The 15871-nt window shown below is 36.2% G+C and carries 12 protein-coding genes and 1 other annotated feature; all 12 genes read left to right on the top strand.

All coding sequences use genetic code 11. The features are described 5' to 3' along the window. Positions 1–87 precede the first annotated feature (87 nt). On the top strand, positions 88–4824 hold the full coding sequence (locus tag IGK27_RS09675; protein ID WP_104857256.1) for a bacterial Ig-like domain-containing protein: 4737 nt from the start codon (positions 88–90) through the stop codon (positions 4822–4824). A gap of 198 nt (positions 4825–5022) precedes the next feature. After that, a complete protein-coding gene (locus IGK27_RS09670) occupies positions 5023–5724 on the top strand; it encodes a bacterial Ig-like domain-containing protein (RefSeq protein ID WP_002356634.1) in 702 nt (233 codons plus the stop codon). Continuing rightward, complete coding sequence (locus tag IGK27_RS09665; protein WP_002370475.1) at positions 5725–7161, top strand: helix-turn-helix domain-containing protein; 1437 nt, start codon at positions 5725–5727, stop codon at positions 7159–7161. It begins immediately after the preceding gene. Positions 7162–7404: 243 nt separating this feature from the next. Then, on the top strand, positions 7405–8592 hold the full coding sequence (locus tag IGK27_RS09660) for an FtsW/RodA/SpoVE family cell cycle protein (RefSeq protein WP_002356636.1): 1188 nt from the start codon (positions 7405–7407) through the stop codon (positions 8590–8592). A 24-nt stretch (positions 8593–8616) separates the two neighbouring features. Further along, entirely contained in the window at positions 8617–8976 is a 360-nt protein-coding gene (locus IGK27_RS09655; RefSeq protein WP_002359675.1) for an arsenate reductase family protein, read from the top strand. 5 nt (positions 8977–8981) lie between these two features. After that, positions 8982–9296, top strand: coding sequence for a glycine cleavage system protein H (locus IGK27_RS09650; RefSeq protein ID WP_011109554.1), 315 nt, complete (start codon positions 8982–8984; stop codon positions 9294–9296). Positions 9297–9349: 53 nt separating this feature from the next. Next, positions 9350–9597 (top strand) — a binding site (T-box leader). A 113-nt stretch (positions 9598–9710) separates the two neighbouring features. Beyond that, positions 9711–10748, top strand: a complete 1038-nt coding sequence (locus IGK27_RS09645; RefSeq protein WP_002364465.1) for a methionine ABC transporter ATP-binding protein — start codon at positions 9711–9713, stop codon at positions 10746–10748. Then, the gene (locus IGK27_RS09640; protein ID WP_002356640.1) at positions 10741–11427 is read left to right on the top strand and encodes a methionine ABC transporter permease; all 687 of its coding nucleotides are present in this window, start codon (positions 10741–10743) and stop codon (positions 11425–11427) included. The genes IGK27_RS09645 and IGK27_RS09640 overlap by 8 nt, the downstream gene beginning before the upstream one ends. Positions 11428–11441: 14 nt before the next feature. Then, the gene (locus IGK27_RS09635; protein WP_002362228.1) at positions 11442–12260 is read left to right on the top strand and encodes a MetQ/NlpA family ABC transporter substrate-binding protein; all 819 of its coding nucleotides are present in this window, start codon (positions 11442–11444) and stop codon (positions 12258–12260) included. A 347-nt stretch (positions 12261–12607) separates the two neighbouring features. Beyond that, on the top strand, positions 12608–13423 hold the full coding sequence (locus IGK27_RS09630; RefSeq protein WP_002356646.1) for an isoprenyl transferase: 816 nt from the start codon (positions 12608–12610) through the stop codon (positions 13421–13423). Next, the gene (locus IGK27_RS09625; protein WP_002359680.1) at positions 13420–14220 is read left to right on the top strand and encodes a phosphatidate cytidylyltransferase; all 801 of its coding nucleotides are present in this window, start codon (positions 13420–13422) and stop codon (positions 14218–14220) included. Before IGK27_RS09630 ends, IGK27_RS09625 begins: the two co-directional genes overlap by 4 nt. A gap of 473 nt (positions 14221–14693) precedes the next feature. Next, on the top strand, positions 14694–15863 hold the full coding sequence (locus tag IGK27_RS09620; RefSeq protein WP_010818464.1) for a CDP-glycerol glycerophosphotransferase family protein: 1170 nt from the start codon (positions 14694–14696) through the stop codon (positions 15861–15863). Positions 15864–15871: the final 8 nt, after the last annotated feature.

The following is a 15871-nucleotide window of genomic DNA, read 5'->3' as shown; positions in this document are numbered from 1 at the left end:
TTCGAAGATTCAAAAAAAATTAATCAATTGTTTCATTTTTAACAAGCTATTATTAGGTTATATGAATTTTATTGAAAGGGGATTAGTATGAAGAAAAAAACTTTTTCTTTTGTGATGTTGAGTATACTTCTCGCACAAAATTTCGGGTTTGCCGCAAATGCCTATGCTGTAACAACGACAGAAGCACAAACAGAGACCACTGATACAGCAAAAAAAGAGGCAGAGTTATCGAACTCAACACCATCTTTACCTTTAGAAACAACGAATACTTCAGAAATGAATCAACCAACTGCAACAACTGAATCGCAAACCACAGAGGCGAGCACAACAGCTTCCAGTGGTGCTACACCATCTGAACAACAAACAACGGAGGACAAGGACACCTCACTTAATGAAAAAGCCCTACCAGATGTTCAAGCGCCAATTACAGATGAACTACTTGACAGTATGAGTCTTGCGCCGATTGGTGGAACAGAATACAGCCAAACAGAGGTTCACCGCGAATTAAATACAACACCGGTAACCGCTACGTTCCAATTTGCTGTTGGAAACACAGGTTATGCACCTGGATCAGTTTATACAGTTCAATTACCAGAACATTTAGGTTATTCAACTGTTAGCGGAGATGTGACGGGCATTGGCGCAACTTGGGCAGTCGATGCGGCAACCAAAACATTAAGTATTACGTTTAATCAACGAGTTTCAGATACTTCCTTTAAAGTAGAATTAAAAAGTTATCTAACAACAGAGGCGGAACCATTAGTCAAAATTGAAACTCCAGGAAAAAATAAAAAAACCTACTCGTTTGATTTATATGAACAAGTGGAACCAATTCAATATAACGAACGAACCAGAACGACGGGATTAGATGGCGAAATTTTTTATAATTTAGACCGGACGTTAACTGGCAATCAAACATTAGAATTATTAACAACAGAGACGCCAGGCGCTGTCTTTGGAAAACAAGATAACTTGGAACCTCAAGTTTTCAGTTACGATGTCGACATTAATGGTCAAATTTTACCAGAAACGCAAACCCTGTTAACACCTGGCAAAGATTATACATTAAGCGATAATTCACTCGGGCGGATTGCTGTAACTGTTCCAAACATGAATCAACAAAAAGCCTATTCCTTATCGATTAATCGGACAATTTATTTAGAGAGTGCTTCGGACTATAACTACTTATATTCGCAGCAGTATCCAACAACAAAAATTGGGTCAATTTCTTTGAAAAGTACGACAGGAACTAAACAAACAACCGATTTTACTGCTAAGACGAGTCAAACAAGTAAAGTAATTGCTGATCGTGAAATGCGTAGTATGTCCTATATCAGTTTTCAAAGCAAAGGGAAATATTATGTAACAATTTATGGCACGTTAACAGAAACAAAAGTGGGTCAACAAATCGTATTAGAGAGTACAAACGGTCAAGAAATTAAGAATCCTAAATTTACGGCGTATGGTCCTTTATATGAAAATGTAAAATTGGAAGACTATTTTGATATTAAAACTGAAGGTGGCAAGCTCACTTTAACGGCCACAAAAGATAGCTATTTAAGAATAAATATTTCTGATTTAACAATGGATTTTGACAAGAAGGACATTAATCTATCATTAAGTACACCTGTAATTGGTCCTAATAAAGCCATTCAATTAGTATCCGATCAATATATTGAACCAATTAGTGTTGTTAATCCTTTGAATGCTGAAACTGCTTGGGGTAATTATGATCAAAATGGTGCCTATTCATCAAGAACAACTGTCTCAGTTATGGGAAGCAAAGAGACACCGATTCAAAATTTAGAAATTAAAGTAAAGCATCCTAATTATCTTTCATTACGAGCTACAAAAGAAATTTATTTTTATTACAAGTTAGGAACGGATTATACAGTAACGCCAACGTCAGATGGTTCAGTTATTAAGTTCACTACGCCAATAACCAACGAAATCCAAATTCCAATAGGTTTTAATTACGTGCCAGATAGTTTGCCAAAAGATAAAAGTATCCCAGTCGATACGATACCGATAACAATGAGTGCTGAAGGTTTAACTCCAGTTGATACGACAGTAACTACTAATAGTAAGCGTGGTTCAGAACGAACACTTCAAAGTAGTAAAAATCAATTCCTTGTCAATGCACGAAATGATTCTTTTGACTCACTAAGCGTCCGTACAAAAATTCCAGCTGGCGCCGATGTTCTTTTTGACATTTATGATGTTTCAAACGATCAGGTAGATTCAATTTATCCACAATACTGGGATCGTGGCTATTATTTTGATAAACCAATGTCACCAGACAGTCCTGGATACCCAACGATTACTTTTGACGAAAATACCAATAGTTACACGTTTGATTTTGGAAAAACCAACAAACGTTACATTATTGAGTATAAAAATGCCAATGGCTGGATCGACGTGCCAACTCTTTATATAACTGGGACAGCTAAAGAACCACAATCGAATAATAATGAAGGGTCTGCTACGGTTTCTGTTCAAAATGAAGCGTTAGACATTTTGAGTGCAACACAAGCGGCGAATCCAACATTAAAAAATGTAACAAAAACGACAGTAACAACAAAAAATATTGATAATAAAACACATCGTGTGAAAAATCCAACGATTGAATTAACACCCAAAGGCACAACCAATGCTCAAATCGATTTGAATTCTATTACCGTGAAAGGTGTGCCAGAAGATGCTTATTCATTAGAGAAGACTACAAACGGTGCGAAAATTATTTTTAAAGACTATACATTGACAGAAAACATTACGATTGAATACAATACTGTCTCTGCAAACGCTGGCCAAATCTATACAGAAACAACAATCGACTCTGAAACATTGAACCAGATGTCTGCTAGCAAGAAAAAAGTCGCCACTGCGCCAATCACATTGAAATTCTCAGAAGGCGATGCGGAAGGTATTGTTTATTTAGCAACTGCCACATTCTATACGCATAACATAGAGGATGAAAACCAAGCAATTGCGAAGGTTTCTTTTGAACTAATTGATAATGTCACGCATACAGCAACCGAATTTACAACAGATGAAAAAGGTCAATACTCCTTTGATGCCATCATGACAGGTGATTATACTTTGCGAGTAACGAATGTACCGCAGGAATATTCCGTGGATGAAGAGTATTTGACAGGTAAAGCCATTAAGCTGGTCAAAGGAGACAATCAACTAAAAATTCCATTAACTAAAACAATTGATCACAGTCGTTTACAAGTCAAAGATTCAACGATTTATGTCGGCGATTCATGGAAACCAGAAGAGAACTTTGTTTCAGCGACAGATAAAACAGGTCAAGATGTCCCATTCGAAAAAATCACTGTTTCAGGTCAAGTTGATAACACCAAAGCAGGCGTTTATCCAATCGTATACAGTTACGAAGGTAAAGAAGAAACAGCCCATGTGACCGTCAAACCCGACCAATCTAAGTTAGAGGTCAAAGATTCAACGATTTATGTGGGTGATAAATGGAAACCAGAAGATAATTTCGTTTCAGCAACAGACAAAACAGGTCAAGATGTCCCGTTTGAAAAAATTGACGTTCAGGGAACAGTGAATGTTGATAAAATAGGCGATTATGAAATTGTCTATAAAAATGGCACAAAAGAAGCGAAAGCAATCGTTCATGTCCGTGATGATAGTCGTTTACAAGTCAAGGATACAACGATTTATGTCGGCGATAAATGGAAACCAGAAGAGAACTTTGTTTCAGCAACAGATAAAACAGGCCAAGATGTCCCATTCGAAAAAATCACTGTTTCAGGTCAAGTTGATAACACCAAAGCAGGCGTTTATCCAATCGTATACAGTTACGAAGGTAAAGAAGAAACAGCTCATGTGACCGTCAAACCCGACCAATCTAAGTTAGAGGTCAAAGATTCAACGATTTATGTTGGTGATTCGTGGAAACCAGAAGATAATTTCGTTTCAGCAACAGACAAAACAGGTCAAGACGTTCCGTTTGAAAAAATTGATGTTCAGGGAACAGTGAATGTTGATAAAATAGGCGATTATGAAATTGTCTATAAAAATGGCACAAAAGAAGCGAAAGCAATCGTTCATGTTCGTGATGACAGTCGCTTACAAGTCAAAGATACAACGATTTATGTGGGAGATTCATGGGAAGCAGAAGAGAACTTTGTTTCAGCAACAGATAAAACAGGTCAAGATGTCCCATTCGAAAAAATCACTGTTTCAGGTCAAGTTGATACTAGCAAAGCAGGCGTTTATCCAATCGTATACAGTTACGAAGGTAAAGAAGAAACAGCCCATGTGACCGTCAAACCCGACCAATCTAAGTTAGAGGTTAAAGATACAACGATTTATGTTGGTGATTCGTGGAAACCAGAAGATAATTTCGTTTCAGCGACAGATCGTGACGGTCATGCTATATCCTTTGATAAGGTTCAAGTAAAAGGGGAAGTTGATACAAAGAAAACAGGAGAGTACCAGATTTCCTATACCACTGAGCCAGTTAATGAAACCAAACCAGCTGTGCAGTCACGACTTTTCTCAATGTTTTCAAACGAGACACCTCGTCAATTGACGACAGTAGCAACTGTTCATGTGATTGATCGTAATCCTACACCACTACCAGATAAAAATGAGAACAACCAGACTAGTTCCTCAACGAATCAAACCACGATAAAACGTAGTCAGTATGTCACACATATTGTGAAACCTGACAAGCAAGGACGTTATCCAAAAACGGGAGAACAAACTAATGGTCTATATCGTGTGCTAGGACTTGTTGTGTTACTTATTGTGATTATTAGTGGTATAGTCATCAAGAAGAAACGAAAATAATTAAATGAGCGTGGGGCAAAAGTTTAAAGTAACTTTTGTTCCACGCTTAAAAGATGAATAAGTGCATGAATGAGGGTAGCTGTTTCCTTGGAAAATAGGAAGTTTTACAAGTGACTTTTATTTTAAGAACACCTATTAGCAGGTTTTTCTGTTAAGATAGTTATTTTTATGAAATAGTTTGGAGGAATAATAAACGAGATGAACCAGCGAACTATTTATTATGGTAGTATCGGCACAGCCTTATTTCTTTCTTCAGGAATGTTGATTGCTTCAGTGAATAGCTATGCAAACGAAGCGACAACACCAGGCAAATACACCGTGACTTATGAAGTGGATGGCAAAATTGAAACAGCAACCATTACGGTCAAAGAAAATCAAACGGAACTTAAATTAAAAGACACGTTTTTAGGAGTTAATCAAGCATGGTCACCATTAGACAATGTCGTTTTTCTAAAAGATAAAGAGGGTCGCCCTTTAAATTTAGAAAATGTAATTATAGAAAATAATGTAAATACTCAAAAAGTAGGCCTTTATTTTGTAACCTTCCGTTACGAGTCATACCTTTCTATTGCGAAGGTGTATGTCAACCCTACTAATTTTGCTGCAGAGGGGAATATGCTTGCAGAGCTTCCTTATAGTCAAGCAATGATTGGCCCAGAAAGACCAATTATTGCCTCGAGACAGGACAAGGAGCAACAAACAAAACAGGAGAAAAAGAAAAATAAAATTGAACAGGAACGAGTAAATAAAAAGGTGCTGTTAAATGATGAGTTGTTGAAAAAAATAGATACGATAGCCCCAGTGGAAATTACTGGAGGAGCGGCAAGTGGGTCCTCTCAATTTGGCACCACTTTAAGCTTCCTGTCAGGCTCACTTTTGTATGGAACAAGGAGAGTTTAAATGGAATTCTTGTTATTAGATGATCGGGAAAATTTAAAATTAGCGATTATTAGAAAGTTAGAGCAACAATATTCATTTTCTGAACGAAAAGATCGTTTATGTAAGCAATTAGCTATTTCTCCTTATTTGCTAGAACGGAACATAACAGAAATCAATGCAGATTTGCAACGCTTTGGTCTGATTAATGAGATGGAAATCAGTGAAAAAAATAATGAAATTTTGTTATCTCAAAGCCTTCGTATTTCTTCAAGTATTATTGAAGAATATTATTTAAAAGACTCGTTAGAATTTAATCTATTAAAAACGATTTTCTTTCATCAGTTTACCTCAATCAAAAAATACGGTGAAAAGCACGGGATGAGTCGAACGGTTGTATACAAAATTGTTGACCATATCCGGAAAGAATTAGGTCAATACGGTATTAAGTTATCCAAAAATTTACAACTTAGCGGCAATGAAATGGCGATTAGACAATATTTTACTATGCTTTATTACCGAATTTACAAAGATTCTGAAGAATTATATAATCAAACAGATCTTCGCGCAGTTAACCAATTATTGGCTCAATTGAAAGGCTCTTATGAAAATATCACTAATTTTCATTTATTTAAACATTATGTATTGGTGGCGTTAGAACGAACGCAAAGAAAAGCTAATTATTTTTTATCCCAAGAAGAAAATCCATTCGCTTTTGATGAAGAAAGTTCGATTTATCAAGAAATTCAATGTTGGATCAACGAAGTGATGAAGGCGACTCATGCAGAGAAAAACGCAGAAATTCAAGGAATTATCGGCAATTTATCGGTCTATCAAAGTGAACTTATTTCGGAACATTTGCTGAGTTCTCACAATGAGGCAATTACGGCTACGAAAACATTATTCTTTTCTTATATGCCGTTTACAATTTCGGACGAAGAATTTTATCAAGAAATTGTTCCGATTATTTATCAACATCGTTTTATTACGCCGTTCATCGATATCACCTTACGAATTATGGATTTAGAATTTTTTCAGGAACGCTACCCAATTGTTTTTAATAGCTGTCGTCAGTTTTTATTTGCGTTGGATTGCTCGGCGTTTGAGTTTAGTAAGCTTTCTTTATTTTTTGATTTGCTATTAGTGTTATCCCGTCTTTATGACCAAAGGAATGAAAAAAGCACGATCAATCTTTATGTGAATTTTACGCAAGGAGAAAAATATACTCAGTTTATCAAAGAACAAATCAAAATATTCGAATCTTTCAGCATTCACTTTCATTCAGCGATTCGACCAGATACTGATTTAGTAGTTTCGGATTATTTACCAAAAACGTTATTTTCAGTAAAATGTTTAATTTGGTTAGCGCCCCCGCGAGCCAGTGACTGGCAAAATTTTGGCAACGAAATTGTCCGAATTAATAAAGAGCTACAACAAACGAAACAAAGAAAAAGCGAATAAAAACAGTCGCAACGTGTTTTAGTTGCGACTGTTTTTTGTTACTGAATGTTTATAGTAAACTTTCTCATTATCACTGATGTAAAAAATTTTAAATAAAAGCCAAATAGGATTGAAGAAAAAGAAAAAATTGCTAGTGAAGGACCAATTCTCTAAAGTTTTTCTCAAATATAGTAGAATTCCTTTCTTTTCTTCTGTGAGAAAGATATAATAAAAAACGTATGAACAAAGGAAAAGGGATGACGAATGAATAGAAAAGAGAAAACAAATTTAGATAGTCGAATTGATTACGGCGTGATATTACCAGTTTTTCTTTTATCACTAATTGGTATGCTATCGCTTTACGTAGCGCTTTACAATGATCCAAGCAAACCTAAAATTGGTAGCTTGTTAATGAAACAAGGACTGTGGTATTTAGTCGGAGGATTAAGTATTGTCATTATTATGCATTTTAGCTCAAAATTACTCTGGCGGTTAACGCCCGTTTTTTATGCACTTGGATTAGTATTAATGGGATTACTACTGAAATTCTATGACCCCGTGCTAGCAGAGCAAACAGGTTCTAAAAACTGGATTCGCTTTGGTGGCACCACATTCCAACCATCGGAATTGATGAAGATTGCGTTTATTTTGATGTTGGCCTATATAGTGACCATGCATAATGTTAAATATGTGGACCGAACACTCAAAAGCGACTTTTGGCTAATCGCTAAAATGCTATTAGTGGCGATTCCGGTAATTGTTTTAGTCCTTTTACAAAAAGACTTCGGGACGATGTTAGTTTTCTTAGCCATTTTTGGGGGAGTTTTCTTAATGTCTGGCATTACTTGGAAAATTATTGTGCCAGTTTTTATTTTAGCTGCTCTAGTGGGGGCTGGAACTATTTACTTGATTACAACAGAAACAGGTAGAGATTTATTGTCTAAGTTAGGGGTCGAAGCCTATAAATTTGATCGGATTGATTTATGGCTAAATCCTTTCCATACAGATCCAGATCGCTCATTCCAACCAGCGCTAGCATTAACAGCAATTGGTTCTGGAGGCCTTTTCGGAAAAGGCTTTAACGTGAGTGATGTGTATGTCCCTGTTCGTGAGTCAGATATGATTTTTACAGTTGTTGGTGAAAACTTTGGCTTTATTGGTGGCTGTTTCATTATTTTGTTGTATTTTATTTTAATCTACCGCATGATTCGCGTTTGTTTTGATACAAATAATGAATTCTATGCCTACATTGCCACAGGAATTATCATGATGATTTTGTTCCATGTTTTTGAAAACATTGGAGCGAATATTGGTTTACTACCATTAACTGGGATTCCATTACCGTTTATTAGTCAAGGTGGTTCTTCCATTTTAGGTAACATGATTGGGGTGGGCTTAATTATGTCCATGCGTTACCAACAAGAAACGGTTCGTACCAGAAGTGGTCGTTAAAGAAAGAAGAAAGAAGGGGTAGAAATGTACACACTTTATGAATATCCTAAATGCTCAACTTGTAAAAAAGCGAAAGCGTGGTTAGATCAACAAGGCGTTAAATACCAAGCAATTGATATTAAAGCAACACCGCCTAGTAGTGAACAATTAGCAAAATGGATGAAAGAGACCGGCTTGCCTGTTCGTCGTTTTTTTAACACAAGTGGGGTTTTATATAGAGAACAAGGCTTAAAAGATCTTGTTGACAGTTTTTCTATTGAAGAAGCAAGTCAGCGTTTAGCTGCGGATGGCATGTTGATTAAGCGTCCAATTCTCTTAAAAGACAATACATTTCTAACGAATGGTTTTAAAGAAGCAGATTACGAAGGAGTGCTTGGAAAATGAGTGAAATGAAACAAATTGATCAATTATGGATCTTACCAACAGAAGCAGGTTATAAAATTGGTTTAACCGCCGAAGCCCAAGAGGATTTAGGAAAGATTACTTTTGCAACGTTTCCAAAAGTCGGACAAACATTAGCTAAAGGTGACTCTTTAATTGAATTAGAAGCAGAAAAAGCAGTCAGTGAATTCAGTAGTCCATTATCTGGTAAGGTAGTTGCGATTAATGAAGCGGCTGATCAAGAGCCAAGTGCATTAGATGAAGAAAATGCCTGGATTGCTGTTTTAGCAGATGTTGAACCAACAGAATTTGAAAATCTTTAGTCTTACGTTGACAAGGCCAATGTTTATTGCTATAATTTTCTCAATCTAATCAAAAGAAAGCTTTGAAAAGAAGAGTACATGTTAAGGACGTTTGAAGAGAGCCCTGTTTGCTGAGAATGGGTAACAGATTTAAGATGGAAGATGGTCTTTGAGCAGAGTAAGTGAGCGAAGCAGTGAACTTACTACGGGGCGCCCGTTACAGCCAACGGTATGCGAAGAATCAAGTACCGTATGAGGTTATTATTGAGAAATAATAGCGAATTAAGGTGGTATCACGAAATGACAAACTTTCGTCCTTTTTGCTGTAATAGCAAAAGGATGGAAGTTTTTTTGTTTTTATTAAGCAAATTCGTTTCATAAAAAGTGCGAAACCTTCAAAATAAGAAAGTAGAACAGAAAGAAGAGGAGAACAAAATGGCATTAATTGAATTACGTCATGTAAAAAAAGAGTTTTCCGGTAAAGCGGGTAAAGTCACGGCTTTAAAAGATATTGATTTAACGGTTGAATCAGGTGATATTTATGGCATTATTGGCTATTCAGGTGCAGGAAAAAGTACGTTGGTTCGCCTATTGAATGGACTTGAAACACCTACAGAAGGTGAAGTAGAAATTCAAGGACAAGATATTGCATTGTTGCCAAATAAAGAACTACGAAACTTCCGTAAAAAAATTGGGATGATCTTTCAACATTTTAATTTATTATGGTCACGGACGGTCCTAGAAAATATCATGCTCCCATTGGAAATTGCTGGCGTTCCAAAACAAAATCGGAAAAGCCGCGCAGAAGAGTTAATCAAGTTGGTTGGATTAGAAGGACGGGAAAATGCCTACCCAAGTCAACTCTCTGGTGGGCAAAAGCAACGAGTGGGGATTGCCCGTGCCTTAGCTAACAATCCTGATATTTTGCTTTGTGATGAAGCAACGAGTGCTTTGGATCCGCAGACAACCGATGAAGTGCTAGAATTACTACTAAAAATCAACCAAGAATTAAATTTAACGGTTGTATTAATTACCCATGAAATGCACGTGATTCGTAAAATTTGTAATCGCGTAGCCGTGATGGAATATGGTGAAATTGTTGAAGAAGGTAAAGTAATCGATATTTTCAAAAAGCCTCAAACAGAAATTGCGAAACGCTTTATCCAACAAGAAGCGGATAAAAACATTGAAGAAACGGAACTGGTTGTTGAAGAAATGTTGGAACAATATCCGAATGGGAAAATTGTTCGCTTGCTTTTCCACGGTGAACAAGCGAAATTGCCAATTATCTCGCATATTGTCCAAGAATATCAAGTAGAAGTTAGTATTATTCAAGGGAACATTCAGCAAACAAAGCAGGGTGCAGTGGGTTCTCTTTATATTCAATTATTAGGCGAAGAGCAAAATATTCTAGCAGCCATTGAAGGATTACGTAAACTTCGTGTAGAAACAGAGGTGATTGGAAATGAATAATCGTGGCTTAGCAAGTTTCTTTGATTTTTCCCAAATTGATATAAGTAAACTACAAGAAAAAACGATTGAAACACTTTATATGACAGGGATTTCAATCATAGTGGTCGCCATTTTAGGGCTGATTTTAGGACTACTACTTTTTGAAACGTCAGGCAGAAAAGGGATTTTGAGCCGATTACTGTATTGGCTAGTGGCCATTTTTGTAAATATTTTCCGTTCGATTCCGTTTATTATCTTAATCGTTCTGTTAATTCCTTTTACAAAAATTATTTTAGGGAGTATGTCTGGTGTCAAAGGCTCCTTACCAGCATTGATTATTTCCGCAGCACCTTTTTATGCTCGCATGGTCGAAATTGCTTTTCGTGAAGTCGATAAAGGCGTGATTGAAGCAGCCAAAGCAATGGGGGCCAATCGTTTCCAAATAATTTGGAAAGTGCTATTACCAGAAAGTCTGCCAGCACTTGTTTCTGGCTTAACCGTTACAACCATTTCTTTAGTGGGCTACACTGCAATGGCGGCTGCTATTGGAGCGGGCGGTTTAGGAAGTTTGGCGTATCAAGATGGCTTCCAACGTGGTCAAAATACAGTTACCTTAGTAGCAACGATTTGTATCTTAATTATTGTCTTTGCGATTCAATGGCTTGGGGATACAGTCGCTAAAAAAATAGATAAACGATAAATGGAGGGAATAAGATGAAAAAACGTACATTATGGTCAGTAATTACTGTAGCAGTAGCTGTCTTAATTTTAGGGGCTTGCGGCAATAAAAAGAGTGATGACTCGGTCTTGAAAGTTGGGGCTTCACCAGTTCCGCATGCAGAGATTTTAGAACATGTAAAACCTTTATTAGAAAAAGAAGGCGTAAAATTAGAAGTGACGACTTATACAGATTACGTGCTACCTAACAAGGCGTTGGAAAGTGGTGATATCGATGCCAACTATTTCCAACATGTGCCGTTCTTTAATGAAGCGGTTAAAGAAAATGATTATGACTTTGTGAATGCAGGTGCGATTCATTTAGAACCAGTTGGGCTTTACTCGAAAAAATACAAATCGTTACAAGAAATTCCTGATGATTCAACGATTTACGTTAGCTCTTCCGTTTCAGATTGGCCACGTGTTTTAACGATTTTAGAAGATGCTGGTTTAATCACGCTGAAAGAAGGGGTAGACCGGACAACTGCTACTTTCGATGATATTGATAAAAATACTAAAAAGTTGAAATTCAATCATGAAAGTGATCCAGCAATCATGACCACTCTTTATGACAATGAAGAAGGGGCTGCGGTTTTAATTAACTCAAACTTTGCCGTGGATCAAGGATTAAATCCGAAAAAAGATGCGATTGCCTTAGAAAAAGAAAGTTCACCTTATGCCAATATTATTGCGGTTCGTAAAGAAGACGAAAACAACGAAAATGTAAAAAAATTAGTCAAAGTGTTACGTAGCAAAGAAGTCCAAGATTGGATTACGAAAAAATGGAACGGTGCCATTGTTCCAGTCAATGAATAAAAAGAAAAAGACAATAGAATAAAAACTTGAGGTCGGGACAGGCGTGTTAAGCTTCAAGAAATAAGAAGAAAGTTCTGAAAGATGCTTTTTGTCTCTCAAGGACGTTCAGCTTATTTCCGAAGAAGCTGCTCCTGTCCCGTTGTTTATTTAAAATTTTAAAGCTAGGCAGATACATCATGTTGATTTACTTGCCAAGTCTAAGTTTTTTTCTTTTAAAAAAGGACTATAAATGATAAAGTTACAAGGAATTTCTTAATTATCAGGAAAATTCAGGGACTATGCATAGGCATTTGCATTAGTTATTGTTATAATAATTAAGATAGATTTTTTGGAATGGAGGGAAAAAGATGTTACGTTTTTTTCCGCAAAAAAATAAATATGTAGAAGAAGCAAGCCAGTACGCCTTTGATAAAGAAGGCCAAATTCCGCAGCACATTGCCATTATTATGGACGGAAATGGCCGGTGGGCACAGAATCGAAGACTGCCGAGAATTGCTGGACATAAAGAAGGCATGGATACGGTTAAAAAAATAACGAAGCATGCTAGTCATTTAGGCGTTAAAGTTTTAACACTTTATGCATTTTCAACGGAAAATTGGAAGAGACCAACAGATGAAGTCAATTTCTTAATGCAATTGCCTGTTGATTTTTTTGATACATTCGTGCCTGAATTAATTAAGGAAAATGTTAAAGTCAATGTAATGGGCTACCAAGAGTTTCTACCAAGCCATACGCAAGATGCTGTTAAGCGGGCCATTGAGCAAACCAAGGACAATACGGGCATGGTTTTGAACTTTGCTTTAAATTATGGGGCGCGTGCGGAGCTACTAACTGCCATGAAACAGATTGCTGCAGAGGTTTCAGAAAAAACATATACGGCAGATGAGATTACAGAAGAAACGATCGCAGATCACTTAATGACTGGCTTTTTACCCACGGAACTTCGTGATCCAGAATTGTTGATTCGAACAAGTGGGGAAGAGAGAATTAGTAATTTCTTGCTATGGCAAATTGCTTATAGCGAGTTGTTTTTTACAAAAGCATTATGGCCTGATTTTTCAGGAGACACTTTAGAAACCGCGATTGCTTCTTTCCAAAATCGTAATCGTCGTTTTGGTGGTCTAAAAGAAACTACAGAAACAGAAGGGAGCGATCCGCAGTGAGACAACGTGTCATCACAGCTATCGTCGCATTAATCATCTTTATTCCAATTATCTGGTATGGTGGTTTTGCAATTGAGATTGCCGCTGTTGCTTTGGCAGTAGTCGGCGTGTACGAGTTATTCCGTATGAAAGGATTAACGTTATTAAGTTTTGAAGGTGTTTTATCAGCATTAGGGGCCGTTTTTTTAGTTATCCCAACAATTAAGTGGTTAAACTTTTTGCCGGAAATGCAAACAAATTTCATTTTATTTTATGTCACTGTAATGTTGTTGTTAGGTGCTTCGGTGATTTCTAAAAATACATATACGATTGAAGAAGCTGGCTTTCCAGTTATTGTCAGTTTATATGTAGGGATGGGGTTCCAGAACTTTATTAGTGCCCGTTCCGCAGGTTTTGAAGTCTTGTTATTTGCTTTATTCATTGTCTGGGCAACGGATATTGGTGCATATCTATTTGGACGACGATTTGGTCGTCATAAATTGATGCCAGATGTTTCACCCAACAAGACAATAGAAGGTGCACTTGGTGGTATTTTATCAGCCGTGGTTGTAGCAGCGTTGTTTTTAGTTTTCACAGCTAATAAAGGGTTATTTCCTTATCCAATGCCGGTGATGCTCGTATTGACGGTTCTATTTTCTATAGTAGGGCAATTCGGTGATTTGGTTGAATCTTCTATCAAACGTCATTATGGCGTGAAAGACTCTGGTAACATCTTGCCAGGACATGGCGGTATTTTAGATCGTTTTGATAGTTTATTATTTGTTTTCCCAATTATGCACTTATGTGGATTATTTTAAATTGATTAACAAAATTTAAAAAAGTATCGTCAAATAAGCAAAAATCCAGAAGAGTCTCTCTTCTGGATTTTTGCTGTTTATTGGGTTAGTTTAGGTACCTTGTGAGTTATTTAATTTATAAGAGTAATTGTATAAAGATGGCTAAAGTTTCTAAAAAATTAAATAGGTGATTGGATGTTAAATATCTGAACATTCAGAGGGAAATTCGATTGTTAAAAATTAAATTATAACAATCGAATAACACTGGAATGTTTATTTCAATAAAGCCATTGACGTTTAGCATAGATAAATTTATACTTAAAAGAAGAAAAGCAAAATAATGTATTTTATAAGCTTGTTCAATCGTGGTGAGAGTTATTCATAAATTTAAACAAGTAAAGAGAAGATAATTTAGAGATTTGTGAACGCGTTCTTCATACAAGGTTATAGATTAGGATTATATTTTTGATAATCTAATGTAAAGGATTAATTCAATGAAAAAATTTTTAGAGAATAGTATACATCAAGCCATAAAAGCTTGTTTTTTCTTTTTAGGTAAACTACCTAAAAAGAAGTTATTTATTTTTGAAAGTTTTCATGGAAAACAGTATAGTGATAATCCACGTGCAATTTTTGAGTACATAAGAGATAACTGTCCTGAATATCAATGTATTTGGGCAGTAAAAAAAGGATATGAGATACCTTTTGTGGAAGAGAATGTTCCTTTCGTCAAACGATTAAGTTGGAGATGGCTATGGTTGATGCCAAGAGCTCAGTATTGGGTTTTTAACACGCGGATGCCAGCTTGGATGTATAAGAATCAAACAACAATCTATATACAGACGTGGCATGGGACCCCTCTAAAGAAACTGGGCTTAGATATTGAAACAGTCAAAATGCCAGAGCATGAAACAGAGAGCTATAAACTAGAAGTTATTCAAGAAGCAAAGCGTTGGGATTATCTCATCTCACCTAATGCATACAGTACTAGAGTGTTTCGACAGGCCTTTCATTATGAAGGGAAAATATTAGAAGTAGGATATCCGAGAAATGATTTGTTAGTTTGTGAAAATAAGGACAAAATAGCTTTTTCTGTTCGCAATCAGTTAGGCCTTTCAGCCAATCAAAAAATTATTCTTTATGCGCCAACATGGCGCGATGATGAGTCTATCCGAAAAGGAGCCTATCGTTTTACCAATCATTTGCCAGTTGAACAACTTTTAGAAATTGATTCTTCTATTGTAATACTTACACGATTACATTATTTAATTGCAGAAAGTTTTGATATAAGTGCATTTGGTTCACGTGTAATCGATGTTTCTTCTTATCCAGATATCAATCAACTTTATTTAATCGCTGACTTATTAATTACAGATTATTCATCGGTTATGTTTGATTTTGCATTAACAAAAAAACCGATGCTATTTTTTATGTATGATAAGGAAAAGTATCAAAATAGTACAAGGGGATTCTATTTTGACCCAACAGCAATTTTGCCTGGGAAAATTGTGACAGATACGGATAGCCTAGTAACGTCTGTAAAAAACGTATTGTTTTCTAAAACGGAACAGGAACAACGTTTATATGTGCAGTTTTTTCGTGAATTTTGCCTTGAAAATCAGGATGCCACTAGACAGCTGATTTCAGAAATTTTAAAGAGATAAAAAGCCGG

It is taken from the genome of Enterococcus sp. DIV0236 (genome assembly GCF_050558525.1).
Taxonomy (GTDB): Bacteria; Bacillota; Bacilli; order Lactobacillales; family Enterococcaceae; genus Enterococcus; species Enterococcus faecalis.
Note: the sequence above shows the minus strand (reverse complement) of the source record. Positions and strands in the feature narration are given on the sequence as shown.